The 25,783-nt window shown below is 36.3% G+C and carries 30 protein-coding genes; all 30 read right to left on the reverse strand.

The window, feature by feature from the left end; all coding sequences use genetic code 11:
* Position 1: 1 nt before the first annotated feature.
* Positions 2 to 772, reverse strand: coding sequence for a flagellar biosynthetic protein FliR (gene fliR, locus ACZ5N5_RS16710; RefSeq protein WP_277677850.1), 771 nt, complete (start codon positions 770 to 772; stop codon positions 2 to 4).
* Between the two features lie 3 nt (positions 773 to 775).
* Positions 776 to 1,045, reverse strand: coding sequence for a flagellar biosynthesis protein FliQ (gene fliQ, locus ACZ5N5_RS16715; RefSeq protein WP_054787554.1), 270 nt, complete (start codon positions 1,043 to 1,045; stop codon positions 776 to 778).
* 18 nt (positions 1,046 to 1,063) lie between these two features.
* A complete protein-coding gene (fliP, locus tag ACZ5N5_RS16720) occupies positions 1,064 to 1,741 on the reverse strand; it encodes a flagellar type III secretion system pore protein FliP (RefSeq protein ID WP_181397502.1) in 678 nt (225 codons plus the stop codon).
* Positions 1,731 to 2,396 (reverse strand): flagellar biosynthetic protein FliO, encoded by a 666-nt coding sequence (locus tag ACZ5N5_RS16725; RefSeq protein ID WP_464372802.1) that lies wholly within the window; start codon positions 2,394 to 2,396, stop codon positions 1,731 to 1,733. The genes fliP and ACZ5N5_RS16725 overlap by 11 nt, the downstream gene beginning before the upstream one ends.
* Before the next feature lie 4 nt (positions 2,397 to 2,400).
* Complete coding sequence (locus ACZ5N5_RS16730) at positions 2,401 to 2,763, reverse strand: response regulator (protein ID WP_054787556.1); 363 nt, start codon at positions 2,761 to 2,763, stop codon at positions 2,401 to 2,403.
* A gap of 26 nt (positions 2,764 to 2,789) precedes the next feature.
* Positions 2,790 to 3,947, reverse strand: a complete 1,158-nt coding sequence (gene fliY / locus ACZ5N5_RS16735; RefSeq protein WP_464372803.1) for a flagellar motor switch phosphatase FliY — start codon at positions 3,945 to 3,947, stop codon at positions 2,790 to 2,792.
* A complete protein-coding gene (gene fliM / locus ACZ5N5_RS16740) occupies positions 3,937 to 4,938 on the reverse strand; it encodes a flagellar motor switch protein FliM (protein WP_109984433.1) in 1,002 nt (333 codons plus the stop codon). Before fliM ends, fliY begins: the two co-directional genes overlap by 11 nt.
* Before the next feature lie 27 nt (positions 4,939 to 4,965).
* Complete coding sequence (locus ACZ5N5_RS16745) at positions 4,966 to 5,379, reverse strand: flagellar basal body-associated FliL family protein (protein WP_054787621.1); 414 nt, start codon at positions 5,377 to 5,379, stop codon at positions 4,966 to 4,968.
* Positions 5,369 to 5,590, reverse strand: a complete 222-nt coding sequence (locus ACZ5N5_RS16750) for a flagellar FlbD family protein (protein ID WP_054859496.1) — start codon at positions 5,588 to 5,590, stop codon at positions 5,369 to 5,371. Before ACZ5N5_RS16750 ends, ACZ5N5_RS16745 begins: the two co-directional genes overlap by 11 nt.
* 48 nt (positions 5,591 to 5,638) lie before the next feature.
* Entirely contained in the window at positions 5,639 to 6,526 is an 888-nt protein-coding gene (gene flgG / locus ACZ5N5_RS16755; protein WP_054787557.1) for a flagellar basal body rod protein FlgG, read from the reverse strand.
* Positions 6,527 to 6,608: 82 nt separating this feature from the next.
* Positions 6,609 to 6,968 (reverse strand): TIGR02530 family flagellar biosynthesis protein, encoded by a 360-nt coding sequence (locus ACZ5N5_RS16760; protein WP_054859497.1) that lies wholly within the window; start codon positions 6,966 to 6,968, stop codon positions 6,609 to 6,611.
* 12 nt (positions 6,969 to 6,980) lie between these two features.
* Positions 6,981 to 7,475 (reverse strand): flagellar hook assembly protein FlgD, encoded by a 495-nt coding sequence (flgD, locus tag ACZ5N5_RS16765; protein WP_054787558.1) that lies wholly within the window; start codon positions 7,473 to 7,475, stop codon positions 6,981 to 6,983.
* 9 nt (positions 7,476 to 7,484) lie between these two features.
* Positions 7,485 to 8,828: a flagellar hook-length control protein FliK gene (locus ACZ5N5_RS16770; RefSeq protein ID WP_464372804.1), complete on the reverse strand. Its 1,344-nt coding sequence runs from the start codon at positions 8,826 to 8,828 to the stop codon at positions 7,485 to 7,487.
* Positions 8,829 to 8,854: 26 nt separating this feature from the next.
* Positions 8,855 to 9,436, reverse strand: a complete 582-nt coding sequence (locus tag ACZ5N5_RS16775; RefSeq protein WP_464372805.1) for a MotE family protein — start codon at positions 9,434 to 9,436, stop codon at positions 8,855 to 8,857.
* 4 nt (positions 9,437 to 9,440) lie between these two features.
* A complete protein-coding gene (gene fliJ / locus ACZ5N5_RS16780) occupies positions 9,441 to 9,887 on the reverse strand; it encodes a flagellar export protein FliJ (RefSeq protein WP_464372806.1) in 447 nt (148 codons plus the stop codon).
* The gene (fliI, locus tag ACZ5N5_RS16785) at positions 9,884 to 11,203 is read right to left on the reverse strand and encodes a flagellar protein export ATPase FliI (RefSeq protein WP_109984437.1); all 1,320 of its coding nucleotides are present in this window, start codon (positions 11,201 to 11,203) and stop codon (positions 9,884 to 9,886) included. The genes fliJ and fliI overlap by 4 nt, the downstream gene beginning before the upstream one ends.
* Positions 11,181 to 11,933, reverse strand: coding sequence for a flagellar assembly protein FliH (gene fliH / locus ACZ5N5_RS16790; protein WP_464372807.1), 753 nt, complete (start codon positions 11,931 to 11,933; stop codon positions 11,181 to 11,183). The genes fliI and fliH overlap by 23 nt, the downstream gene beginning before the upstream one ends.
* Positions 11,926 to 12,939 carry a flagellar motor switch protein FliG gene (fliG, locus tag ACZ5N5_RS16795; RefSeq protein WP_054787564.1) on the reverse strand — a complete coding sequence of 338 codons (1,014 nt, stop codon included), beginning with the start codon at positions 12,937 to 12,939 and terminating at the stop codon, positions 11,926 to 11,928. Before fliG ends, fliH begins: the two co-directional genes overlap by 8 nt.
* A gap of 17 nt (positions 12,940 to 12,956) precedes the next feature.
* Positions 12,957 to 14,546, reverse strand: coding sequence for a flagellar basal-body MS-ring/collar protein FliF (gene fliF / locus ACZ5N5_RS16800; RefSeq protein ID WP_464372808.1), 1,590 nt, complete (start codon positions 14,544 to 14,546; stop codon positions 12,957 to 12,959).
* 42 nt (positions 14,547 to 14,588) lie between these two features.
* On the reverse strand, positions 14,589 to 14,864 hold the full coding sequence (fliE, locus tag ACZ5N5_RS16805) for a flagellar hook-basal body complex protein FliE (RefSeq protein WP_464373793.1): 276 nt from the start codon (positions 14,862 to 14,864) through the stop codon (positions 14,589 to 14,591).
* A gap of 62 nt (positions 14,865 to 14,926) precedes the next feature.
* A complete protein-coding gene (gene flgC / locus ACZ5N5_RS16810) occupies positions 14,927 to 15,385 on the reverse strand; it encodes a flagellar basal body rod protein FlgC (protein WP_464372809.1) in 459 nt (152 codons plus the stop codon).
* 2 nt (positions 15,386 to 15,387) lie between these two features.
* Positions 15,388 to 15,783 (reverse strand): flagellar basal body rod protein FlgB, encoded by a 396-nt coding sequence (gene flgB, locus ACZ5N5_RS16815; RefSeq protein WP_054859504.1) that lies wholly within the window; start codon positions 15,781 to 15,783, stop codon positions 15,388 to 15,390.
* Between the two features lie 294 nt (positions 15,784 to 16,077).
* Positions 16,078 to 16,845 (reverse strand): GTP-sensing pleiotropic transcriptional regulator CodY, encoded by a 768-nt coding sequence (gene codY / locus ACZ5N5_RS16820; protein WP_054787566.1) that lies wholly within the window; start codon positions 16,843 to 16,845, stop codon positions 16,078 to 16,080.
* 16 nt (positions 16,846 to 16,861) lie between these two features.
* Positions 16,862 to 18,262 (reverse strand): ATP-dependent protease ATPase subunit HslU, encoded by a 1,401-nt coding sequence (hslU, locus tag ACZ5N5_RS16825; RefSeq protein WP_464372810.1) that lies wholly within the window; start codon positions 18,260 to 18,262, stop codon positions 16,862 to 16,864.
* 11 nt (positions 18,263 to 18,273) lie between these two features.
* The gene (gene hslV, locus ACZ5N5_RS16830; RefSeq protein WP_054787622.1) at positions 18,274 to 18,813 is read right to left on the reverse strand and encodes an ATP-dependent protease subunit HslV; all 540 of its coding nucleotides are present in this window, start codon (positions 18,811 to 18,813) and stop codon (positions 18,274 to 18,276) included.
* Positions 18,814 to 18,833: 20 nt separating this feature from the next.
* Positions 18,834 to 19,751, reverse strand: coding sequence for a tyrosine recombinase XerC (gene xerC, locus ACZ5N5_RS16835; RefSeq protein ID WP_464372811.1), 918 nt, complete (start codon positions 19,749 to 19,751; stop codon positions 18,834 to 18,836).
* Positions 19,752 to 20,213: 462 nt separating this feature from the next.
* Positions 20,214 to 22,292: a type I DNA topoisomerase gene (topA, locus tag ACZ5N5_RS16840; RefSeq protein WP_109984615.1), complete on the reverse strand. Its 2,079-nt coding sequence runs from the start codon at positions 22,290 to 22,292 to the stop codon at positions 20,214 to 20,216.
* Between the two features lie 227 nt (positions 22,293 to 22,519).
* The gene (dprA, locus tag ACZ5N5_RS16845; RefSeq protein ID WP_464372812.1) at positions 22,520 to 23,437 is read right to left on the reverse strand and encodes a DNA-processing protein DprA; all 918 of its coding nucleotides are present in this window, start codon (positions 23,435 to 23,437) and stop codon (positions 22,520 to 22,522) included.
* 63 nt (positions 23,438 to 23,500) lie between these two features.
* Positions 23,501 to 24,403 carry a succinate--CoA ligase subunit alpha gene (gene sucD / locus ACZ5N5_RS16850; protein ID WP_109984443.1) on the reverse strand — a complete coding sequence of 301 codons (903 nt, stop codon included), beginning with the start codon at positions 24,401 to 24,403 and terminating at the stop codon, positions 23,501 to 23,503.
* A gap of 115 nt (positions 24,404 to 24,518) precedes the next feature.
* Positions 24,519 to 25,685, reverse strand: a complete 1,167-nt coding sequence (gene sucC, locus ACZ5N5_RS16855) for an ADP-forming succinate--CoA ligase subunit beta (RefSeq protein ID WP_109984444.1) — start codon at positions 25,683 to 25,685, stop codon at positions 24,519 to 24,521.
* Positions 25,686 to 25,783 lie beyond the last annotated feature (98 nt).

A 25,783-nucleotide genomic window follows, 5' to 3' on the forward strand; every position in this document is an offset into this window, starting at 1 on the left:
GTTAAGCACCTCCAAATAAATGAATCAATCCTTCCATTGTGTCAAGGGTCAAGGAGAACAACTGTTGTACCATGGCAATATAAAAAGGAATAAACATGAACAACACTAGAAAAGATACGAGTATTTTTAAAGGTAATCCAACAACAAATACATTCAATTGAGGGACTGTTCTTGCAATTATTCCTAATGCTACGTCTACAAGAAATAAGCAACCGACAATAGGAATGGATAGTTGAAAAGCAATTAAAAACATTTTACTAAAAGTTAATAAAATAAAATCAAGGTTGCTAAATGAAAAAAATTGATCCAAAGGAATAACTTCAAAACTATATACTAAGCCATTAAGGAGTAAATGGTGACCATCTACTACTAAGATAAAGAGAATGGCGATAGTATAGAAATACTGCCCTATTAACGGACTTTGTGCTCCTGTTTGAGGATCGACGACATTCGCAATTGCAAACCCCATTTGAAAATCGATAAATCCACCAGCTATTTGTATTGCAGCCAAAATGATATAGGCGATTAGTCCTAAAAGTAACCCGATGATCGCTTCTTTTATAATAAGCAACACATATTGGTCATCAAAAGCTAGTTCTGGTGTTGGTATAGTATACAGCATGATCCATGCTAAAAAGATTCCCATTCCGATCTTTAAAGGTAAAGGAACATTACGATAAGAGAATACCGGGATGGTAACGAAAAAAGCTATTATTCTAACTAATATTAAGATAAATGCAGGCAGGATATTGATGTCTATTAATTCAAACATAGGCTATCCTACAAACTGATTTAGATTTTGAAATAAATTAGCAGCAAATTCCACCATTGTTGACAGCATCCATGGTCCAAAAATCACTAATCCAACTAAAACCGCAACAATTTTTGGGATAAAGGCTAATGTTTGTTCTTGAATTTGCGTTGTTGCTTGAAAAATACTAACAAGTAGTCCTACTGCCAGTGCTAATATTAATAATGGTCCTGTTACCATTAAAATGGTATAAATCCCTTGCTCTGCTAATGATATTACAAATTCACCACTCACTCGTAACTTCCTTTCTTATCATAATGGCAAAAACCCATCCAATAAAGAATGCGTAATTAAGTACCACCCGTCCACTAAAACAAAAAGTAAAATTTTAAATGGTAATGAAATCATTACTGGTGGTAACATCATCATACCCATAGACATCAAAACACTTGCCACTGCCATATCAATTACTAAAAATGGAACAAAGATCATAAATCCCATTTGGAAGGCTGTTTTTAATTCACTAATAGCAAATGCTGGTACAAGTGTTGTAAGTGGTATATCCTCAACCGATTCTGGTTCTTCAATCGATGCATAATTCATAAAAAGAGCCAAATCCTTTTGTCTTGTATGCTTTGCCATAAACTCTTTTACTGGAGCACTAGCATTATCATAGGCTTCTTCCAGTGATATTTCTTCATTGAAAAGAGGCTGCAATGCTTGCTCATTAACCTCCTGAAAGGTTGGGGCCATAATAAAAAAAGTCATAAACAAGGCTAAACCAATCAAAATTTGATTTGGAGGCATTTGCTGAGTCGCCAATGATGTTCTCACAAAGGATAGTACGATAATGATTCTAGTAAAACAGGTCATTAAGATTAGAATGCTCGGTGCTAACGATAATACGGTAAGAAGCAAAAGCAATCTTACAGAAGTTGAAATATTTTGTGGATCCGTACCTGAGAAAACATCAATTAAACTAATTATCATGATGCTTCTTTATCTTTCTCATTTTTTGCAATATTTGCTTTCTTCCTTCTTTCATCGTAGTAAGCTCCTTCTTAAATAATTGACCAAATTCTTTACTAGCTTGACTCTCAACCCTGTTTTGCTTTACACTTTTGTCTTTTATCCATGGCATAAAATCCATCGATTTATTGCCTTCATTCTCATTCTTTTTTAATTGCTCCATTGTCTCCTCATCCGTAATTTCTAATAGTAACTCGATATTGTCGCCTACCCCTATGACATAATATCTATCACCAATACGGATGGTTTGGAGGGATTTGTTTGCCCCGACAGAAATCCCACCATAGTTCTCTATAATACCTTGCTTTCCTAAATATTTATTTTTATTTTTTAAAAACTTTGAAATGAAGATTATTAAAGCAATGATGACACCAAGCGCTAATACTAGCCTTAATAAACTAATGATAAAATTTGGTGACTCTACTTCCGCTTGCTCGACTTCAGTAGACTCATTTGTCTTTGTTTCTTGTTTTTCCATCTCTTGATTTTCCTTTTCTTGATTTTGATTAAAGTATTCCTCCACACTTTGTGAAGCATAGGTAGTGATGGAGGATGTTAAGAAAAGAGCACAGATCAAGATAGAGAGAATAACTCCTTTGCGGTTAATTGTCACCACCTCTTTAACCTATTACTTTCGAAATTGCCTCAATGACACGATCTGCTTGAAATGGCTTTACAATAAAATCTCGTGCACCAGCTTGAATAGCATCTATTACCATTGCTTGCTGTCCCATTGCTGAGCACATAATAATATTTGCCTCACTGTCTTTTCCCTTTATTTCCTTTAATGCCGCAATCCCATCCATCTCAGGCATCGTAATATCCATTGTCACTAAATCTGGTTTTAATTCATCATATTTTTCCACCGCTTCTACGCCATCTTGTGCTTCCCCAACAACTTCGTATCCGTTTTTCGTTAAAATATCTTTAACCATCATTCTCATGAAAGCAGCATCATCTACTATTAATACACGTTTTGACATCTCACTCAATCCTCTCTAAAATCAAATTATTTAAGTTGTTTAATTCGAGCTTCTTTACTCACAATATCTGTTACTCTAACTCCGAAATTCTCATCAATTACGACAACTTCCCCTTGAGCAATTAGTTTATGATTAACTAATATATCTACAGGTTCCCCTGCTAATTTATCTAATTCCAAAATAGACCCAGAGGTAAGTTCAAGTATTTCTTTGACGTTTCGCTTCGTTCTACCAAGCTCTACAGTGACCTGTAATGGTATATCCAGCAATAAATCTAAGTTTCTTCTCTCTTCCTTTGGTAATGGTAAATCTTCAAAGTCTGAGAAGGAGGCTGATTGAACTTCTGCTTTACTATTACTATTTGTCCCCATTTTTCTTGGTTCAGTCGGTTGTTCTACTGTACCTACAGAACTATACGATTGACTATGATTCTCATTTTCTTTTACAGGTTCTTTTCCTTCATCTATCACTTGTTCCTCTTCGGATGCATTCAAAAGACTATCCACCAGCTCTTTACCGAACGAAATTGGCAATAACTGCATAATTTTCGAATCAATTAAATGACCAACCTTTAATTGGAAAGAGACTTTTATCACAACATCATTATCTTCTTTTAAATATTTGTTAGCTTCTTCCTCTGTGACATCCATAATTGATATGGTTGGAGGAGAAATATCTACTTTTTTATGGAAAATAGTGGACATACTCGTCGCCGATGTGCCCATCATTTGATTCATTGCTTCTTGGACTGCGCTTAAGTGTATATCATTTAACTCATTATCTGCGGCCTCTCCCGTACCTCCTAGCATCAAGTCAGCAATCACTGCTGCATCCTTTGATTCGAGCATAAATAAATTAGCTCCACTGAATCCCTCTGTATATCTTACCTCCACACCAACATAAGGCACAGGGAATTCTTCCTCTAATAATCCTTTTTCAATAACCGAAATGGTAGGTGTAGTAATTTCTACTTTCTGATTCAAAAGAGTAGATAATGCGGTAGCAGAGCTACCAAAGGATATATTCCCAATCTCACCTAAAGCATCCTTTTCTAATGAGGAAAGATATTCGTTAGAGGAAGGAGTATTAGTGTCATTAGTATGGTTTGGGTTCTCATCTTGATCATCACTACCATTTAATAGTGCATCGATTTCATCTTGTGATAACATTCCGTCATTCATCATTGAAATCCCCTCCCTTAATCTCTTCTAATATTTGAACAGCAAGTCTATTTTTCTTTTTCCCTGGCTGAACATAAAATTTAGGTACTTTATCTACTTGCAAGACCAGCGGCTGTTCAATGGATTGATTTAAAATGATGGTGTCCTTTGCACTTAAAAACATCAGCTCCTCTACAGATATTGAGCTTTTACCAAGTACGACAGATAGGTCCATTTTTGCCTTCTTAATATTTTTTGTAATTAATTCATATTCTTCTGGCTTTCTTTCCTTCGAACTCTCATTTTGCATCCAATAGTGTACGGATAGTTTAGGAATAATTGGCTCCAATACAACGTGTGGAATACAAATATTGATCATTCCACTACTATCACCAATGGTTGTATCTAATGAAACAACCACAACCGTTTCATTTGGTGATACTAATTGTAAAAATTGTGGATTCACCTCAAAATCCTCGAGGATCGGGTCAATTTCCGTAATTGAACTCCATGCTTCTTGTAAATTATCTAATGCTTTTACAAATAATTGAGACATTAAGGTTGTTTCAATTTCGGTTAAATTCTCTATGTTATTTACGCTTGTCCCTTTTCCACCTAGAATTCGATCAAGCATCGCATAGGCAATGTTTGGATTAAATTCAAAAATGATCCTTCCATCCAATGGGGCAACACTATAAACATTCAGAATCGTCATCGCTGGAATCGATCGAATAAATTCTTCATATGGTATCTGATCAACTGAAGCAACCGATATATCTACATATGTACGTAATTGAGCTGAGAAATAAGTTGATAGTAATCTTGCAAAATTATCATGAATTCTTGAGATGTTTCGAATTTGATCCTTCGAAAACCGTAATGCTCTTTTAAAATCATATACCTTTACTTTTTTATCTTTTTCTTCTTCTTTTAATTGATTAGCATCCATTTCACCAGATGATAATGCAGACAAAAGTGCATCAATTTCACTCTGGGATAATACCTCATCTGCCATTCTTCCACCTCCATTCCGGAGCAATTATTACTGAATAACCTTGCTTGTTATTAAAACATCCGTTATTTTGCCTTCTGTCATCTTTTTACTCATTGCTGCTTGAATATTATCTTCTAATTGCGCAAGATTTTCTCTAAAGTCTTTTTCTGTTAGATCCACTGATTGTTTGATGAATTCATTCTTTACTTGAAATTCACGTTTTGCAATTTCTTCGGCACCAGCTTTACTATCTGTGATGAATTGAAACTGGATAAGAACAAAATTTCCGTCTTTTAAATCCGTTCGCATCTCCTCTGTGGTATAAGAGAACTCTACCATTTGATCAATGGTTAATTCACCACCGGTGTCTTTACTATTTAATAAGAAGTAAAGGGTAATACCACCACCAATAGTAATAAGAATTAATATGATAACTAATGATTTTACAAATTTAGGATTCATCTTCATCACCTATTTCTCTTTGAAGTTGATTCAAGCCAATTAATTGAAAATATTCGGTTACTAGTTTTTTTACTTCTTCCTCTGATTCCTTAACAAAGACTTTTTTTTGATTCACTAGAGTTATGGTGGTATCAGGGAATGATTCAATTCTCTCAATATATAGAGCATTCAATGTTAGTCGGTCATTATTTAATTTCGTTAATGTAATCATGCGTGTAAGAAGGTTAAGGGGTCATCACTTAACCTTCTTCCTCCCTTTTTATCGTTTTAAATTAACTAATTCTTGTAGAATCTCATCAGATGTTGTGATAATTCTAGTGTTTGCCTGGAAGCCACGCTGTGCTGTGATCATTTCCGTGAATTCTTCTGATAAATCAACGTTTGACATTTCCAGTGCTCCTGACACGATAGAGGCTGTTCCTTCACCCTCTGGAGCAAATAAATCCTCTAATCCATTAATATTACCTGTTCCATCATCAGTGAAGGCACCGTCATTGACCGTTGTACGATACATGTTGCCACCTACTTTTTCAAGACCACCAGGGTTAGAAAACTTGGCTAACATTATTTGACCTGCCTCCTGTGTTTGACCATTTTCGTCCACATAAGTCACCGTACCATCACTTTGAAAACTTAGACTTTCCGCATTTTTAGGTATTTGAATTTTAGAGGAAACCACATTTCCATTTTCGTCCGTTGATTGACCAACTAAATATTGACCATTTGCATTTACTAGATAATCGTTAGCATCAAAATACAAGTTACCCGCCCGAGAAAAATAAATATCTGAATCTCCTATATTAATAGTAGTAGCATCTTCCGCGACATCTTGTGCAAAGACAAACATTCCGTCACCTTCTAATTGTAAATCTAAAGGTCGACCTGTCGTTTGTCGGTAACCTTGCGTATGAACATTATCAATAGTTCCTAGTTGGACGCCTGTACCGACTTGAGATGGATTCATCCCCCCTCGAATATTTGTAGGTGCGCTCGCCCCGTTTATCGGTTGACTCATCATATCTTGGAAAACGGTACGTCCCTTTTTAAAACCGACAGTATTGACATTTGCAATGTTGTTCCCCACAACATCTAATTTTGTTTGAAAAGCCTTAAGTCCAGAAATTCCTGAATACATAGATCTTAACATCTCATTCAACTTCCTTTCAGATTAAAGTTTAGTAGCTACTTCATTCAGTCCATAGCTATAAGCCTCCCAGCAAGGGTCCAGCTTAATCAATAAGAATGGTTCCATTAATATTAGTGAAGATTTTATTTTTCATTTCTTCTGTTTCCATTGCAGTTATAACGGTTTGATTATCAGCATTCATGATAAAGGCTGTATTTTGTACTAGAACCAATGAGTCCTTGACTCCTTTTTGCTTTGCTTCTGCTAACTTAATGGTGATTTGATGCCATTGTTCTTCCGTAAGTTGTATTTTCCTTTCCTGCATTCTCTCCCTTGCATGCTTCGTTATCGTCAGTTCATTTGTTTGATGTAAAAGGTCAGCAAACTTGACCGTTGACTTTTTTGATAAGGATGACTTTGTAGGGATAAGAGCATGATGTAGGGCATGAATTTTATTATCCATTGCTTTGCTCCCCTATTCAGAAGGATTAGTGTCTTCCGTCTTATCTGGTTCCGTATTAGAATGAACATCACTCGTAATACGAAGCACTTCATCTGTATAGATTTTTGTTCCATCTTCAAGTTCTAATACTGCGAAGCCTTGCTGCTCTGAAATGGCCTTAACCTTGCTACTAACAATTTCTTTCGGCTCTGCTATTTGTCCTGTTTCCTCATCAATTTTATAATAGTCAACTTCCTTACCGATTAGATGACTATATTGAATAACAGGAGAGATCGTTTGATTTGCGACTAGCTGTTCTATAGAATTTGACATATTCATCATTTGCTCGAGTGATGAAAATGTCGCCATTTGTGAAATAAATTCCTTATCGTCCATAGGGTTTAAAGGGTCTTGGTTTTGTAATTGTGTCATTAGGATTTTAAGAAATTCATCCTTCCCCAAGCTCGTATTGATCTCCCTCGTTTGTGACTGATTAGATAAATAGTAGCTAGGATCGATTGCACTCATTATATTCACCTACACTTTCGCGTCCATTAATAGTTGATGAAAATCTGTAGCTTCCTCATTTTCTCCACCATGTTCTTCAGAAAAACTGTTTTGCTCGTCCTGACTATTTTCCTCATCATATTGTTCGGCTAGATTCATTTCTTCCGAATGGGCTAATAGATTAGAGCTATCCTGCTTTTCAATCAAAACTTGGTGTGGTGAAAACATATGTCTAAGCTGTTGTAGATTCCCTTCAAGTAAATCCTTTGTTGCTTGTGATGATACGATCATTTTTACTGTCATTTCTCCATTAACTTGGGTTAGCTTTAATGTAATATCACCTAACTGCTCTGGGTGTAATCGTACCATTAGTTGGTTTATACCATTACCTCGTTGCAAAAAGTTACTTTTGACCATTATCTGCTGAAATTGATCTAATAACTGTTTCTGCACCATCTCATTATCGGTATTGGTTTGTTGCGTATAAATAATGTATTGCTGAATTTTTGAATGCACAGGACCTGTAGAGATAATAGGCGAAGTCTGTTTAAGTGAGTTACTTTCACTTTGTGATTCATAGCTTTGGATAGCATGCTTCATCCAGTTTACTAAATCCTGTTGGGTTACTTTTTTATTCCCTCCATAATGCTCCGTTAAAGAGGAACGACTCTGATAATTTTCTATAAGGGAACTCCATACCTTAGCTACTTTGCTCTCTTGTAAATCACTCATGATCGTCTGGAGAGCTTGTGGGTTTTGCTTTTGAAAATTGCTCCACTGTTGCAAATAAAGAAACATCTGCTTTTGTTCACGCAAGGTAATAGAACCATTTTCCATTTTATTAAGGAGTTTCTGAATCCCTTCCCATGATGTCTGAATTTCCTTTTTATCTAACGTTTGCTCCATAGGCACAAGTGCGGATGAACCTACCACTGTACTAGAATGGTTCGTTATCAGTAGATTTTGAAAAAACTTCTCAGGAGAACGAATATCTTTACTAGTTTCTAAGCTTGTTAAAAGGCTTATTAGTTCTTCCAATGCTTCGGTCTCTGATAAAGGATTTGATGCTTGAATTTCATCAACGAGTTCTTTCACTCTTTTTTGCATTTCTTCGTCCAATTCTAGTAGTTGGAAGAGGTCTTCCATTAGGATATCTCCTGATTTAAGTACATTTACTAGGTCTTCACTCAATAATTTCTCTCTTATGGAATCCTCCTGGTTAACCATTGTATCTGATGGCATCTTATCTACACTCAAGTCAGATGTGCTATTCGCTAGTAGTATATTTTTAAATACCGATGCTTCCCTTTGATCTTGCTTCAGAGAAGGTTCCATTGACTTTGGTGCCATGATGGATACATTTGGTGTGATCATTGGTGTCACCTCCTTTCTAATGTGTGTTACTCAACTAGGAACGACTCTGTAAAAGAAGCTGCTATTTCTGGATCCATTGCTGCAAGTATTTCACCGCGAACCTCTGCATCCACTTGTTTCAAGATAGAAATAACGATGTTTTTTTCCATTTTTTCTAAAATAGAGGCAGCATTTTTTGGTTTCATCTCACTATATGATGTAGCCACTTCTTTCCATTTCTCATCTGGCTCCTCAGTTGCTTCCTCTTCACTTTCTTTCATTTCTTTCGTTAGTCCTGCTACTTCTTCTTCTAAATCCGTGATTGTTTGTTCTTTTGATTCAACCTCTGCTTCTAATCCTTCCACCTGTTGTTGCAACATATTTAGTTCCTCATTCTTTTCGGAAAGCTGACGTTCGTGTAAGGCCTCAAGGTCTGTCGTTACCCTTTCTTCCAAGAAAGGGATTTTGTTTAAGGCTTCTTTTGTTTTTCCGACCACATCTACACCCATGATATTTAGAATGATTAGTGCAACAATTAGAGCAAATAATAATGGAACAATGATAACGATTAGCCACTGAAAAAACCCTGGTTTTTTTTCTTTTTTGTCACGATTGGGATTGGTAGCCATTTCTTCACCTACCCTTATTGATCAAATACTTTCTCATAGATATTTCATCCATTTGAATAGCTTCCTGTCTTTTCTCGTTTTCGACCCTTGTGATTTCTTTTTTATGGATCAATTTCTCAATCTTTTTCAATTCTTGAAATTGATTCGTTAAATTCTGCTGAAAATATTGCATTTTATCTCTCGCATTTGCGACTTGCTTTTGTAACTCAAGGATGGAAGGTGTTAAATAATTTAAATAATCATTATAGGACTGAAGCATTTCTGCACTTGTCCCTGTCGTTAGGGATTGTGTGTACTTGTCTTCAATGGTTTCTTTTCTTTTTAATAAATCAAAAAGTTTTTGAGCTTTTATTTCAAAGTCATTGACTGCTTGCTCATAAATCATTTGTGCTTGATTTTTTTCGTTGTCTCTTATTTTTCTTATTTTTTCAAGTCCAACTGTATTTCTCAAAAGCTATTCCCTCCTGAAGCTAAAGCCTTCAATTGCTTAAGGGCATCTTCCCTGTCAATATTTTCTTCCATCCGCTGTTTAAGAAACTCTACTATTTTGGGCTGTAATTGAATTGCTTCATCTACTAGTTGATTGGAGCCTTTTTTATAAGCACCGATCTGAATTAATTCTTCATTGTCCTCATAAGTAGCAAGCACTGATCGGATTTTTTGTACATGTTTTAACACATCAGGATCAATGATCTCATTCATCACACGACTTACAGACTGTAAAATGTTAATGGCCGGAAATTGTCCTTTTCCTGCTAGCTTCCGATCTAGGATAAAATGCCCATCTAAAATCCCTCTTGTCGTATCAGCAATTGGCTCATTGAAATCATCTCCGTCTACCAAAACTGTATAAAATGCTGTGATGGTACCTTTATCACTCGTGCCTGTTCGCTCTAACAAAGAAGGAAGTAATGCAAAGACTGATGGTGTATATCCTTTCGTTGTCGGAGGCTCTCCAATAGCAAGCCCAATCTCTCTTTGGGCCATTGCTACCCTTGTCACAGAATCCATCATTAAGTTTACTTGATATCCTAAATCTCGGAAATACTCACTTATCGAAGTTGCTGTGTAAGCACCTTTTATTCGCATTAATGCAGATTGATCGGAAGTTGCCACAACAACAATGGATTTTTTCAATCCTTCCTCACCTAGATCCTTCTCAATAAATTCATTAACCTCTCGACCACGTTCACCAATTAATGCAATCACATTCAGATCGGCCTCACTATTACGTGCAATCATCCCCATTAAGGTACTTTTACCTACTCCGCTTCCAGCAAAAATACCAATTCTCTGACCTTTACCAACCGTAAGCATTGTATCAATTGCCTTGACCCCTACTTCAATAGGCTCACTAATCCGGGGTCTACTCAAAGGGTTAGGTGGTGCTTGTTCTGTCGGATAATCAATGAGGCCTTTTGGTAATTTTGTCCCGTCTAATTGATTTCCAGTCGAGTCAATTACCTTCCCAATTAAAGATCTTCCCACTTTAATGGAGAGAGATTGCTTGGTTGCTTCTACTAAGCAACCTGAAGAAATATTACTAACTGCCGAATATGGCATTAAAAGCACCTTTTCTTCATCAAATCCAATTACCTCTGCCGTAATTTTTTCTGAGCTTTTATCTGTATGAATGTAACAGACTTCGCCGATTCTTGCTTTAGGCCCGCGTGACTCAATTAGTAGTCCTACAACTCGTTCTACCTTTCCAAAACGTTTATAGGAATCAATTTGTTCAATTTCATCAAGGATTGCTTGGATGTTCACGGCTAATCTCCTCCACTACATTAAAAAGCCTATTTCTTATTTCATTTAATTGAGTCGTGATAGATGCATCAATCCTACCATAAGGTGTCTCGATGATTACTTGTCCTTTTTGAAGCTCTGGATCTGTGAAAATAATTAACTCTGCTTGTTGATTCGTAATCGCAACTAATTCATCCTTACTATCCAGAAGGAGTGAATAATCCTTATCGTGAACATAAACCTTTATAACCGGCTGTTCTTTCACTATCTCGATGACTTTATGTACAATATTTAGGAAAGAATGACTATTTTCTGTTAAGGTCTGATTCATTATTTTCTCTGCAACAGTCATCGAAATTTGTAATATTTTCTCATCACTTTGAGACAGTATATTATCGGCATCGATTTGTGCCTGCATAATGATTTGGTTCGCATGATCTATCAGGTTACGATATTGTTGAATGCTATCCATTTCCCCTTTTTCGAAGCCTTTTTTATAACCTTCCTGTTGTGCTTCTTCTATATAACGAGTTCTTAATTCTTTCCACTCTTCTTTTTGTCTAGCTATCTCTCGTTCAGTACTTGCTAATTTATCGTTTATCTCTCTTTCTTTTTTTTCTATTTCTTCCATGCGGAATTGTAAATCCTTCTCTAATGTATCTGTGTTTGAAGTATCCTTCTTAACAGAAGTTTGGATTTTCTTAATCTTAATTTTTTTTGTAGGGAGAGCTAGTTCGTCTTGATTAGACAATAATATCATCCCCTCCACCTCTTGCAATCACAATTTCTCCAACTTCTTCTAATCTTCTAACAACAGAAACAATACGGGATTGAGCTTCCTCCACATCACGTAGTCTAACTGGACCCATGAATTCCATCTCTTCTTTAAATGTTTCTGCCATCCTTGTAGACATATTGTGGAACATGATTTCTTTAACTTCATCACTTGATACTTTAAGTGAAAGGCGCAAGTCATCATTGTCGACCTCACGAATAACACGTTGAATTGCTCGATTGTCCAAGGTTACAATGTCCTCAAATACAAACATACGTTTCTTGATTTCTTCTGCGAGTTCTGGATCGTCTATTTCTAAAGCATCGAGAATCGTTCGTTCCGTGCTCCTATCTACTCCATTTAGAACCTCCACAACAGCTTGAATCCCACCTGTTTGTGTATAATCTTGTGTCACAGTAGTAGACAATTTTCGTTCCAATATTTGTTCAACCTCGGAAATGATTTCAGGTGAAGTAGAATCCATAAGTGCAATCCTCTTCGCAATACTTGCCTGTAGCTCTGTAGGTAAATCTGACAAAATTTGTGCTGCCTGCTCCGAATCTAAGTAAGATAGAACTAGGGCTATTGTTTGTGGGTGTTCATTTTGAATAAAATTGATGATTTGCGATGGTTCTGCCTTTCTCGCAAAATCAAATGGCTTCACCTGTAACGAGGAGGTTAGTCGATTTAGAATATCGGTTGCCTTCTCTTCACCTAATGCTTTTTCTAATACGGTTTTGGCATAGCCAATCCCACCCTGTGAAATATAATCTTGAGCCATAGCTATTTCTTGAAATTCTGCTAATATATCATCTTTTTGTGCTGTGTCTACCTTCTTGACGGAAGAAATCTCAAGAGTTAGTCTTTCAATTTCTTCAGGTGTTAAATATTTATATACTTGAGCTGAGACATCTGGTCCTAGAGAGATTAACAAAATAGCAGCTTTTTGTTTACCAGTAAGTGCTTGTTTTCGTTTCGCCATTTACATTAACCCCCTTCTTAATCCTCTGAAATCCAACTGCGAAGTAATTTAGCAAATTCCTCTGGTTTATCCTGTGCATATTTTTCTAATTGTTTTCTTCTTTTCGAGCTATCAGAATTATCCTCTTGCATAAGTGGAGGTAGCTCTTCCTGGAACACTTCTTCTGTTTCGATTTCTTCAATTTCTTCTGGTGTTGGTTTTCTTCTTAACAACCAAATTAGCAGGATAATCACCGCCAATAGTACACCACCAACGATATAGACCCAAATCGGAATAGATGGTACCGCAGTTTGTTCTAATGATTGATCTGTTCCACTAAATGGTTGGAAGACGATAGAAACGGCTTCTTCTGGTGTTGCTTCTTCATATGTTTGGTCTACCGTCGTGGAAATCATTGAGTTTAATATAGAAGCAACACTATCTTCTACTGCCTGTTGTTCGGTTGCACTTAACTGTTCTACTTCTCCATTTTCTCCGATCCTGGTGTTATCTATCGCTACCTGTATTCCTAAATCTCGAATTTTATAGGGACTTTCTACTATATCTCGTTGAATTCTATTAAACTCGTTGTTAACAGATTCCTTTACCATTTCATAATCCCCAACTTGTCCTTCTGTACCCGCGGGGTAGTTGGCAATCTCCCCCTCTTCTACCCCAACTGCACCTTCCTCAGGCTGAGCACCAGTAAAGGATTCTGTAATGGTCTCAATACTAACTGGAAGTGTATCGTTCTCCTCATCGACCGGTTCAACTAATTGCTCCACTCTTTTTTCTTGGGTAAAATCGATATCTGTTGTCACTGAAATGGCGACCTTATTCATACCAATCATCATCCCAAGCATTTTTTGTACCCTTTTTTCGATGTCTCGTTCGATATCATTTTTCATTTCTAGTTGATTAGTAAATGAGCTTCCTTCCGTTGCATAATTTTGACTATTTAGATCGTAATATTCAAAATTTTGATCCATGATGACAATATTCTCAGTTGGTAGATTTGGTACAGATTTAGAAACAAGGTGATACAGGGTATTAATTTGACTTGGTTCAAATTGATACCCCGGCTCTGATTGAATGACAATAGATGCGGATGCCTCTTGTTGCTGATCACTGACAAAAACAGGATCCTTCGGGACATTGATCATTACTTCTGCACTTTTAATTCCATTAACTTGTGAAATTAAATTCGCTATCTCTGTTTGCATGGCATCTAGTTTCATTACATCGAATTCATTATCTGTCACTCCCCATGAGCTGTTTTCAGCAAAGAAGGAATAATCGATACTACCACTATCAGGAATTCCCTGTGCGGCAAGATCAACGAGTAAAGATTCCGCCTGTTCCTCAGGTACTTCAATCGTTGTACCAGCTTCTGTTAGTTCGTAAGGAATAGATCTTGCATCTAACTCTTCCTTAATTTGACCTACTTCTTGAAGAGACAATTCATTATATAAAGGTACAAGCTTATCGGAATTTGATAGAAAACTGATTACCAAAAGTAGTATGATAATAAAACCGAGTCCACCAAAAAGCACACCTTTCTGCCACTTTGCCATGGACTTATAATATTCTTTGAATTTTAGACTATATTGCTTCAATTTCTCGTTCATTTTTTGCCCCCAGAAACTAGTTACTTACATCATTTATGTAGATTAAACCTGCATTCTCATTACTTCATTGTAGGCATCGATAACTTTCCTTTGGACTTCAACTCCTGTTTGCAGTACGATACTAGCTTTTTGAGCAGTAATCATAACATCATGCAAATCGTCAATTTGGCCTTTGGCTAATGCTTCTGTTTTTACATCTGATTCATTTTGAGCTTTATTGATTTGTTCAATGGCATTTTTTAAACTATTAGAAAATTGCTGCTGTGCTTCACCTACAGAAATGAAACTGCTCTGATTGGATTGATTAGTTTGATTCATATTTGAGACATGATTAATATTTAAAAAAGTGTTAGTTACCAAAACTTATCCCTCCCCTGCTATTACCTACCTATTTCCAATGCTTTCATCAGCATGGTTTTGGATGCATTTAATGCTGTGACATTAGCCTCATAAGATCTTGTGGCACTCATCATATCGACCATTTCTTTAAGTGGATCGACATTAGGCATTTCTACATAACCCTCTTCATTCGCATCAGGGTGATTCGGATTATAAACTAATTTAAAAGGCTCTGTTTCATCCTCCGTAATTTCCGTCACTCTAACACCACTTCCCCGGGTTGATTGACTGTTTCTAGCGGATTTGAGAAGTGTAGAGAATCCTTCCCCTCTTTGCTGAAATACGGTCATTTTTCTCTGGTATGGTTCATATTCACCATTTTCATTGACTGTTGCACGAGTAGTATCCATATTTGCAATATTTGAAGAAATGACATCCATTCTTAGTCTCTGTGCTGTCAAGCCACTCCCACTTGTATTAATAGAATGAAAGATCGACATAATTACCTTCCTCCCCTTATAACTGTTTGTAAACTATTAAACTTCCCATTCATACGGTCTACCAATGCCTGATAATAGATTTGATTTTTAGCTAATTCCGTCATTTCTTTATCTATATCAACATTATTGCCATTATGGTTATAAGTTGTGGAACGATTAGTTGTAATTGTATAAGGTTGTGCTTCTTCTGATCCAAAAGAAATATGTCGCTCGTTTGTTTGAGTGGGTGAAAAATCACCTTCTAAAGTCTTATTTAGGACATTTTTAAAATTCACATTTTTTGCTTTGTAGTTAGGTGTATCTGCATTAGAAATATTATTAGCTATTGTACTATTTTTCATAGAGGCATAATCTAAAGAATTTTCTAGGGAATTTATCGTATTTCCGAAAAAAGACATGCTAATTTCCTCCTTATTTCTCTAAAAACCGACATAAAAATAATGCGCCTATCGAATATTGTAAGATAAATATTACCTATTGTCTATGACAAATTGTAATATTTTTGTTAAAGTTTGATTTATTTTTACATTTTAGTCTTTAAGGCTTAATTTATATAGGTATATAATACCATTATTGTAGGCTTTTAATCAGGAATTTGTCAAAAAAAAAAGAAAACTGCCTAGGAGCAGATTTCTTTTTCTGTATGAAAGCGTGAAATTTTAACTAGAATATATTGAATCCTTAGATTTTTCTTATAATTTGAGTTCCTTTAGGAAATAATCATTTAGTACCTTAATGTAGGTCCCTTTCATCCCAAGAGACCTAGATTCGATGACACCAGCACTTTCAAGCTTTCTTAATGCATTTACGATAACAGATCTTGTAATGCCAACCCGATCTGCAATCTTGCTAGCTACTAACAATCCTTCCTTACCATCAAGCTCTCGAAATATATGTGAAATAGCTTCTGATTCACTATAGGAGAGCGAATTAATCGCCATTTGCACAATAGCAGTCCTTCTGGCTTCTAATTCTATTTGCTCTGTTTTCTCATGGAGAATCTCCATCCCAACTACTGTCGCGCCGTTTTCCGCTAAAATTAGATCATCCTCATTAAAGCTATCAGATAAACGACTAAGAATTAAAGTTCCTAGTCTTTCTCCACCACCTATAATTGGTACTATAGTCGTTAGCCCAGTTCTAAAAAGCTCTTTATTCTCAACAGGAAAAGCTGTATATTCACTGTTAATATCTAAATTAGTCGTGGTTGAAGTAATATGAAATAAATTTTCCGTATATTCTACTGGAAATTGTCTCTCCTCTAGCATTTTCTTCATACGTTCATTTTCGATTTGTTGATTAATGGAAAATCCTAAAAGCTTACCTTTACGACTAACGATAAATATGTTTGCATCAATTACGTCTCGTAATGTATTTGACATTTCTGTAAAATCAACTGATTTTCCCCTCGTCTTCTGAAGCATCGCATTTATTTCCCTTGTTTTATCTAATAATTTCATTTATTGCACCTTCCATCTATAAAATAAATTCGCTTAAGTCTTTATTTTTCGCAATAGATTTAAGTTTCTCATTGACATAATTTTCAGTAATTTGTATATTGCCAATCCCAATCTCTGAAGCTTCAAAAGATAGTTCTTCTAGTAATTTCTCTAGGATAGTATGCAACCTTCTTGCACCAATATTATCTGTCTCTTGATTCACCTCATATGCGATTTCTGCTATTCGAGTAATCGACTTTTGGTCAAATTCTATGGTAATTCCTTCCGTTTCTAACAGTGCCTTATATTGCTTTAATAACGCATTAGAAGGTTCTATCAATATTCGTTCGAAATCTTCTACTGCCAATTTCTCAAATTCTACACGAATGGGAAACCTTCCTTGAAGTTCTGGAATTAAATCCGATGGCTTTGCCATATGAAACGCCCCTGCTGCAATAAACAACATATGATCCGTTTTTACTGGTCCATATTTCGTTACAATGGAGGATCCCTCGACAATTGGTAAGATATCTCGTTGGACACCTTCTCTAGAAACGGTGGCGGATTGCTCTTGCTTGACAGCAATTTTATCCACTTCATCGATAAATATAATACCTGTCTGTTCCGCTCGCTCGATTGCTTTTTGTGTCACTTCATCCATATCGATTAACTTTTGTGCTTCTTGCTGTGTTAATATTTTTCTTGCTTCCTTTACTTTCAATTTTCGTTTCTTCTTTTTCTTTGGCATGAATTGACCTAGTGCATCTTGCATATTCATTCCCATTTGTTCCATTCCCGATCCTTGTAGCATATCAAACATAGATGGCGTTTGTTCCTCTACCTCTATTGAAACGATATTATCTTCAAGTTCTCCTAGATCCAATAGGCTTTTCATTTGTTGTTTTTTTTGTTTCATCGTTTCCGCTTGTTCACTTGATTCCTCTTCTGTATCATTAGATTTTTGTTGATTGGGGTTTAAGAACATTTCAAATGGATTTTTCGAATGATTTGCCTTTCTTTTATCTGGTACTAATAATTTTACAAGTTGCTTATTCGCCTCCTCCTCTGCTTTTCCCTTTACGAGCTCCATTTCTTCTTCTTTAACCATTCGTACGGATGTTTCAACTAGATCCCTAATCATCGATTCGACATCCCGTCCAACATAACCAACTTCCGTATATTTTGTTGCTTCCACTTTAACAAAAGGGGCTCCAACTAATTTAGCTAATCTTCTAGCTACTTCCGTTTTTCCTACCCCGGTTGGACCGATCATTAAAATATTCTTTGGAACGATTTCATTTCTTAGCTCTTCTGTTAATTGCATTCTTCGATATCGATTTCTTAAGGCAACAGCAACAGCCTTTTTTGCACTTTCTTGGCCAATGATATAGGCATTTAATTTTTCCACGATTTGTTTAGGTGTTAAATTTATTGACATGATTCTCCTCCTTAAAGCTCTTCTAAAACTAATTGATCATTGGTAAATACACATATTTCTCCAGCAGTCTCTAAGGAAGCCTTTGCGATTTCTTTTGCACTGAGGTGGGAAGCATGCTTCTTCAATGCTCTTCCTGCACTTAGTGCATAATTACCACCTGAGCCTATCGCTAGTATTCCATCATCTGGTTCAATCACTTCACCTGTACCTGAAACGAGTAAAAGCTCCTTCTCATTCATTACGATTAACATGGCTTCTAATTTCCGTAAATATTTATCATTACGCCAATCTTTGGCTAATTCAACAGCAGCTCTTGATAAGTTACCATCATAACTCTCTAATTTTGCTTCAAAGCTTTCAAATAAAGTAAACGCATCTGCAACAGATCCAGCAAATCCTGCTAAAACTCTTCCTTTAAATATTCTTCTCACCTTTTTAGCCGTGTGTTTCATTACAACTTGATTCCCAAGTGTTACCTGGCCGTCTCCACACATTGCTGCTTTACCATTGTGCTGTATAGCAAAGATAGTTGTTGCATGTAATTGATTCAGTTCATTCATCACGATACCTCCTATTTATTACTATTTTTTGCTCTCGGATGTGCCGATTGATAGATACTTGTTAATCTATCCTTTGTAACATGCGTATATATCTGTGTTGAAGATAAATTTGAATGGCCCAATAATTCTTGAACTGCCCTAAGATCTGCCCCATTGTTTAGCATGTGTGTAGCAAATGTATGACGTAATTTATGGGGGTGTAAGTGGACGGTAAGCCCAGCCTTTTTTACCATTTTACTTAGAATTAATCGCATTCCTCTTACAGTAAGTGGGCTTCCTTTTGCATTTAAAAACACAAAATTACTTGGAATGCTTTTACTTCCCATTAGCTGGTTACGTCCATCATTTATGTAGGTTTTTAAAGCATCTTCTGCAAACTCACCAAAAGGGATATATCTTTCTTTATCCCCTTTTCCTAATACTAAAATCGTCTTTAAGCTAAAATCAATATTTTCTATTTTTAAACTGGCGCATTCACTTACACGAATTCCGGTCGCATATAACAATTCTAATAACGCGGCATCTCTTTGTCCTAATGCTGTCGTACGATCAATAGTAGAAAATATGGTGTCGAGCTCTTCTTGGAATAAGAAACCAGGAATTGGCTTAGAGTTTTTAGGTAGGGTTATATGCTGAAAAGGGTTTGAATCGACAACCGCTTCCCTTACAAGAAGCTTATAAAAACTTCTAAGTGTCGATATATGTCTAGTGACGGAGCGCTTGGAAAGACCACTTTCGTATAACTGAGACAAATAATTTCTCACGATGTTGTGATCCACCTCTTGTAGTCTAGTCATGTTCTCTTTGTACATAAATTGAAAAAAATGTTCTACATCCTTTTGATATGTTTGAATCGTGGTCTTCGCAGCATTCTTTTCTATTTGTAAGTAATCTAAATAAAGTAACCATTCCTTCGTAAAGGGTTCCATTTTTCACCTCTAATAAGCGATAAAATCTTATCATAATCCTAAGTGTATCGCAAGTTCGTTAACCAATTTGTCAAATCTTTAACCTTTATACTATTCTATTCCCATCAAGTTAAACCATAAAACGATAATTATATTATTACCGTTTCCATTCCATTGTATCACCTATTTCTTGTCTAGACCAATCAAAAAGGTACCTCCCTAAAATATAAAGGCGAAGAACAAAAGCGCTAGGCGCCTGTTTAAAACGTAGCGACTGGTGCAAACCAACTGAGATAAAGGAATCATGCCCCTTCATAGGGGTATGCCGACGCCTTAACGCATAGTCCGTATTTAGTCAGCTTTCATTCAGCTTTAAAACTGGCCCATTGCGCTTTTCCTTATCTATTGAGTCATATTTTTATGCTTACTTACCTTAAAAAAACAAAAACTTGCTATCAGTATTAGATAGCAAGTTCAAACTGTTTAGCTCTGTGCCTCTTCTTTATAATCACAATGAGGACATTGTACTTGTGCCGTTTTTTTACTTTTCTTCTCGACGAGCATCGTATGACATTTTGGACAATTTCGTCCAATAGGTTTATCCCATGAGATGAAATCACATTCCGGATAATTATCGCATCCATAAAAGGCTCTTTTCCGTTTTGTTTTTCGTTCTACAATATTTCCATCCTTACATTTAGGACACTTTACTCCGATCTCTTTTAATATCGGTTTTGTATTTCGACAGTCAGGAAAATTAGAGCAGGCAAGAAATTTGCCATATCTCCCCATTTTGTAGACCATTTCATGTCCGCATTTTTCACAATTAATTCCTGCAGGTTCGTCTTTAATTTCAACCTTTTCCATTTCTTCTTCAGCTTTGGAAAGGCGTTGACTAAACCCTTGGTAAAACTGATCAATAATTCTTATCCATTCCGTTTTCCCTTCTTCAATCGCATCCAAGTCATCTTCCATTTTGACTGTAAAAGCGACATCGATAATCTCAGGGAAAAACTCTTCCATTAAAGAACTTACGATTTCTCCCAACTCAGTTGGAACAAATCGACGATTGTCTAACGCTACATAGCCTCGTCTCTGAATGGTGTCCAGTGTAGGGGCATAGGTTGAAGGTCGTCCAATTCCCTTTTCCTCCATTGTCTTAACAAGTCTCGCCTCTGTATATCTCGGAGGAGGTTGAGTAAAATGCTGACTAGGTTCCATTTTTTCCGATTTTACTTTAATTCCTTCTTCTATTTCTGGTAGCCACTTCTCTTGTTTATTTTCCTGATCATCACTACCCTCAATATAAACCTTCATAAAGCCTTTAAATTTAACTTTCGATCCTGTAGCACGAAATTCTATTCCTTCATTTAGCAAATGAACAGTCATTGTATCCATAACAGCAGGGGCCATTTGACTAGCAATAAATCGTTCCCAAATTAGTTTGTACAGTTTAAGCTGATCTCCTGATAGTACATTTTTTAATGACTGTGGATCACGAAAGCTATTTGTCGGTCGAATTGCCTCGTGCGCATCCTGTACGCCTTCACTTTTCTTAGCTTGTTTGTTAGAGCCTATATATGATTTCCCATACTTTTGATCAACAAAATCTCTCGCTTGGTTTTGTGCAGTGGTTGAGATTCTCGTAGAATCGGTACGCATATAGGTAATAAGTCCGGTGATTCCACCTTCTTTTTTACCCAAATCTATTCCTTCATACAATTGCTGTGCAATCATCATTGTTTTTCGAGCTCTGAAATTCAATTTTCTAGCTGCTTCCTGTTGAAGGGAGGATGTAGTAAATGCTGGTGAAGGATTTCGTCTTCTTTCTTTTTTATTAACTTTATCTACTAAAAAGTAGTCACCCTTCAATTTTGCTAAAATTTTATCTACATCTTCTTTTGTTTTTAATTCTACTTTTTTCCCATTAGAACCATAGAAATTGCCTTCAAATTGTTGGCCATCCTTAGAAAAGAGAGACTGGATACTCCAATATTCCTCCGGCTTGAAATTCTTTATTTCATTTTCTCGGTCGATAATCATCTTAACAGCAACTGATTGCACTCTTCCTGCACTAAGCCCTTTTTTGACCTTTTGCCATAATAGCGGGCTGATATTGTAACCAACTAAACGATCTAATATTCTTCTGGCTTGTTGTGCATCGACTAGATCCATATTAATTTTTCTCGGATGCTTAAAGGAATCTTTAACTGCATCCTTAGTAATTTCATTAAACACCACTCGGCAATCTGAATGTATATCAATGTCTAAGCTATGAGCTAAATGCCATGCAATAGCTTCTCCCTCGCGGTCGGGGTCGGCTGCTAGAAAAACTTTATCTGCTTTTTTGGCAGCTGTTTTTAGTTCTTTTAAAACCGGACCTTTTCCTCTAATTGTAATATACTTTGGTTCAAAATTGTTTTCGACATCTACCCCTGTTTGACTTTTAGGTAAATCTCGAATGTGCCCCATCGATGCTTTTACTTTATATCTTTTACCTAAATATCTTTCAATTGTTTTAGCTTTAGCAGGTGATTCGACGATTACTAGATATTGTGCCATAAATTCTAACCCTCCCAAGAGGTTACTTCCTATTAAATAGTACATTATCGAAATTTCAAATTTTATTCAACTATTTCTCTTTTAATGAATAAGATAAATCTTCCCTATTATTAAATACTTTTGTATGATTTGTCAAATAATGAATAAAAAATATCCTTCAGTAATTAAATGTAAAAAAACTCCTTTTATTTAGTCATTTACCCATTTAGCTACCTCTTAAATACTAGTTAAGATTGTGGTGAATGGTTTAATATTTCGATCCATTTAACTTTTTGATCATGCCATTCCTCGATTATTTCTTGTCCTGTAAGCACTGATTTTGCACCGTCCTTGATTAATTGATTACACCCTCTGCTAGTTGGGCATAAAACAGAACCAGGTACTGCAAAAACTTCTCTCCCTTGTTCTAATGCTTGGTCAACAGTTATCAATGAACCACTCTTTTCTTTTGCTTCTATCACTAAAGTACCAAACGTTAATCCACTTATGATGCGATTTCTTTCGGGAAAATGGTATTTTTGAGGTGTTTTATATGGAGGATATTCAGAAATGACGAGATTATGCCTGGATAGGTTTTGATACATTTCCACATGCTGTTTAGGATAGACATGACGGAAACCACTACCAAGCACCGCAATTGTAGGAGAATCGTATTTCATGGCTAATTCATGCACATAACCATCAATACCAAGGGCCATTCCGCTTACCAATAGCCATTTTTCATTAATTAAAGGCTTCAATAATGTTTGCATAATGGTTTTTGCAGCATCAGAGGGATAGCGTGTACCTACAATACTGATATTCGGTTGATGTGTCAATATATCTATATTTCCTTTTAAGTATAAGCTAAGAGGAGGATCTGGGATAAAGCGGAGCTGTGGTGGATAATTCTTATCAAAAATGGTAATAGCTTGATATTGTTGTAGGTCTTGTAGAATTTCTTTTTGTAACGAGGTCTGATGTAATCCTTGATAAAGTGCTTCTGCTCTTTGCGGATCTACACGAAGGATATCTCGCAAATCTTTCAAATTGTAATCATATATGTTTTGAAGATGAGGGTCTGACTTTAACAGTTTCCAAATAATTGGTCTCGTAACCCCTCTAATTTGTTTTAAATGTAGGAGTCTTAAGTTTTTTTTATCCATCTATTCACGTCCTTTGATTTAAATAAGGAAGAGATAAGGGAAGCTATCTCTTCCTAGTAAACATTAATGTGTCTTACATTTGTCATAGAGTCCTTTTTCTTTGAGGACTTTAATGAGTGTTTCACCCATCACAGATGGTGTTTCTGCCACTTGGATACCACAGCTGTTCATTACTTTAATTTTCTCTTCAGCGGTTCCTTTACCTCCAGAAATGATCGCACCTGCATGCCCCATTCGCTTACCTGGAGGTGCCGTACGTCCACCAATAAAGCCAACAACAGGTTTGGTCATATTAGCTTTTACCCATTCTGCTGCTTCTTCCTCCGCTGTTCCTCCAATTTCACCAATCATCATAACCGCTTCTGTTTCGGGATCATCATTAAACGCCTTTAAAACATCAATAAAATCTGTTCCGTTTACAGGGTCCCCACCAATACCAACAGCTGTTGATTGGCCAAATCCTTCTTCTGATAATTGATGAACTGCTTCATACGTCAATGTTCCTGAACGGGAAACGACTCCGATATGACCTTTTTTGTGAATATACCCAGGCATAATACCTATTTTACATTCTTCTGGAGTAATAACACCAGGACAATTCGGACCTACTAATCTCGTTTTCTTTCCTTCCATATAGCGCTTAACTTTGACCATATCCATAACAGGAATATGCTCCGTAATACAAATAACCAAATCAAGCTCTGCATCTACTGCTTCCATGATCGCATCTGCTGCAAATGGCGCAGGCACGTAAATAACTGATGCATTCGCTCCTGTCTCTTTAACCGCATCTTCTACTGTATTGAATACAGGTACACCTTCTACTTCTTGCCCACCTTTTTTTGGTGTTACACCAGCGACAATTTTCGTTCCATATTCTAGCATTTGTTTAGTATGGAAAAGTGCAGTTGATCCAGTAATACCTTGAACAAGCACTTTTGTATCTTTGTTAATAAAAACACTCATGTAATGGTTCCTCCTTATTCACTTTCTAGGAATTTATAAAATTCTGGACTGTGATAACCTATAGAGCTATGAAGATCAGCACGCTCCTCTGCGCTTCTTCCTTAAAACAACTCTATTAAGCTTGGTTTACTAATGAGACAATTTTTTCGGCACCATCAGCCATTGACTCTGCTGGTGTAATGTTTAAACCAGATTCAGCCAGAATTTTCTTTCCAGCATCGACATTAGTACCCTCAAGACGGACAACGAGTGGAATCTTCAAGCCCACTTCTTTCGTAGCTTGGACTACCCCTTCTGCAATGACATCACATTTCATAATACCACCGAAAATATTAACAAAAATGCCCTTTACATTTTTATCCGATAAGATAATCTTAAAGGCTTCTGTTACCTTTTCTGCTGTCGCACCGCCCCCAACATCTAAGAAGTTGGCTGGATCACCATTGTAGTGTTTGATAATATCCATTGTGGCCATGGCAAGTCCTGCTCCATTTACCATACAACCAATATTTCCATCTAAAGCAATATAACTTAAGTCATATTTGGATGCTTCTATTTCTTTCTCATCCTCTTCTTCTAAATCGCGATATTCGACAATATCCTTTTGACGGAATAATGCATTATCATCAAAGTTTAATTTCGCATCTAGTGCTAATACTTCTCCATCACCAGTTGTCACTAATGGATTGATTTCTGCGATAGAACAATCCTTCTCGATAAATACCTTGTATAATCCGAGCATAAATTTAACCGCTTTCGATAAATATTCTTCTGGAATATTGATATTAAAAGCAAGGCGTCTCGCTTGATATGGCATTAATCCAGTAACAGGATCGATCTCTTCTTTAAAAATTTTCTCAGGTGTTTCGGCAGCCACCTCTTCGATTTCTGTACCGCCTTCTTCTGAAGCCATCATCGTAACTCTTGAAGTAGCACGGTCTAATACTAAACCGATGTAATATTCTTTTCTAATATCACAGCCCTCTTCGATCAGTAAACGTTTTACTTCTTTACCTTCAGGACCTGTTTGATGTGTGACAAGTGTCTTGCCTAAAATTTCATCTGCATATGTACGAACTTCATCGATATTTTTCGCAACCTTCACACCACCTGCTTTTCCTCTTCCCCCAGCATGAATTTGCGCTTTAACTACCGATACCTCTGTACCTAATTCTTTGGCAGCATCGACAGCTTCCTCTACTGTGAATGCTACTTTCCCATTCGGAACAGCCACTCCGTATTTACGCAGAATTTCTTTGCCTTGATACTCGTGAATATTCATCTTCCATCCTCCCATCAATTAATCACTGCATTCTCATTGTATAAAAAAAGGACAGCAATTGTCTACAAAATACTCTAAATAATATGAAACTTCATTTT

The organism is Gracilibacillus sp. JCM 18966 (assembly GCF_055392695.1).

What these genes read in the sequence shown, in the direction of transcription:
- sucD (WP_109984443.1), bottom strand. Translation starts at nt 24,403, where the DNA reads ATGAGTGTTTTTATTAACAAAGATACAAAAGTGCTTGTTCAAGGTATT.
- fliG (WP_054787564.1), bottom strand. Translation starts at nt 12,939, where the DNA reads ATGGCGAAACGAAAACAAGCACTTACTGGTAAACAAAAAGCTGCTATT.
- sucC (WP_109984444.1), bottom strand. Translation starts at nt 25,685, where the DNA reads ATGAATATTCACGAGTATCAAGGCAAAGAAATTCTGCGTAAATACGGA.
- ACZ5N5_RS16745 (WP_054787621.1), bottom strand. Translation starts at nt 5,379, where the DNA reads ATGAATCCTAAATTTGTAAAATCATTAGTTATCATATTAATTCTTATT.
- fliM (WP_109984433.1), bottom strand. Translation starts at nt 4,938, where the DNA reads ATGGCAGATGAGGTATTATCCCAGAGTGAAATTGATGCACTTTTGTCT.
- flgG (WP_054787557.1), bottom strand. Translation starts at nt 6,526, where the DNA reads ATGTTAAGATCTATGTATTCAGGAATTTCTGGACTTAAGGCTTTTCAA.
- ACZ5N5_RS16770 (WP_464372804.1), bottom strand. Translation starts at nt 8,828, where the DNA reads ATGATCACACCAAATGTATCCATCATGGCACCAAAGTCAATGGAACCT.
- codY (WP_054787566.1), bottom strand. Translation starts at nt 16,845, where the DNA reads ATGAAATTATTAGATAAAACAAGGGAAATAAATGCGATGCTTCAGAAG.
- fliF (WP_464372808.1), bottom strand. Translation starts at nt 14,546, where the DNA reads ATGAACGAGAAATTGAAGCAATATAGTCTAAAATTCAAAGAATATTAT.
- fliP (WP_181397502.1), bottom strand. Translation starts at nt 1,741, where the DNA reads ATGATAATTAGTTTAATTGATGTTTTCTCAGGTACGGATCCACAAAAT.
- fliR (WP_277677850.1), bottom strand. Translation starts at nt 772, where the DNA reads ATGTTTGAATTAATAGACATCAATATCCTGCCTGCATTTATCTTAATA.
- flgD (WP_054787558.1), bottom strand. Translation starts at nt 7,475, where the DNA reads ATGAGTGCAATCGATCCTAGCTACTATTTATCTAATCAGTCACAAACG.
- fliE (WP_464373793.1), bottom strand. Translation starts at nt 14,864, where the DNA reads ATGAATCAAACTAATCAATCCAATCAGAGCAGTTTCATTTCTGTAGGT.
- hslU (WP_464372810.1), bottom strand. Translation starts at nt 18,262, where the DNA reads ATGTCAATAAATTTAACACCTAAACAAATCGTGGAAAAATTAAATGCC.
- ACZ5N5_RS16775 (WP_464372805.1), bottom strand. Translation starts at nt 9,436, where the DNA reads ATGGCTACCAATCCCAATCGTGACAAAAAAGAAAAAAAACCAGGGTTT.
- ACZ5N5_RS16750 (WP_054859496.1), bottom strand. Translation starts at nt 5,590, where the DNA reads ATGATTACATTAACGAAATTAAATAATGACCGACTAACATTGAATGCT.
- flgB (WP_054859504.1), bottom strand. Translation starts at nt 15,783, where the DNA reads ATGTCTTTTTTCGGAAATACGATAAATTCCCTAGAAAATTCTTTAGAT.
- ACZ5N5_RS16760 (WP_054859497.1), bottom strand. Translation starts at nt 6,968, where the DNA reads ATGGATAATAAAATTCATGCCCTACATCATGCTCTTATCCCTACAAAG.
- fliY (WP_464372803.1), bottom strand. Translation starts at nt 3,947, where the DNA reads ATGATGAATGACGGAATGTTATCACAAGATGAAATCGATGCACTATTA.
- dprA (WP_464372812.1), bottom strand. Translation starts at nt 23,437, where the DNA reads ATGGATAAAAAAAACTTAAGACTCCTACATTTAAAACAAATTAGAGGG.
- flgC (WP_464372809.1), bottom strand. Translation starts at nt 15,385, where the DNA reads ATGTCGATCTTTCATTCTATTAATACAAGTGGGAGTGGCTTGACAGCA.
- topA (WP_109984615.1), bottom strand. Translation starts at nt 22,292, where the DNA reads ATGGCACAATATCTAGTAATCGTCGAATCACCTGCTAAAGCTAAAACA.
- ACZ5N5_RS16730 (WP_054787556.1), bottom strand. Translation starts at nt 2,763, where the DNA reads ATGTCAAAACGTGTATTAATAGTAGATGATGCTGCTTTCATGAGAATG.
- xerC (WP_464372811.1), bottom strand. Translation starts at nt 19,751, where the DNA reads ATGGAACCCTTTACGAAGGAATGGTTACTTTATTTAGATTACTTACAA.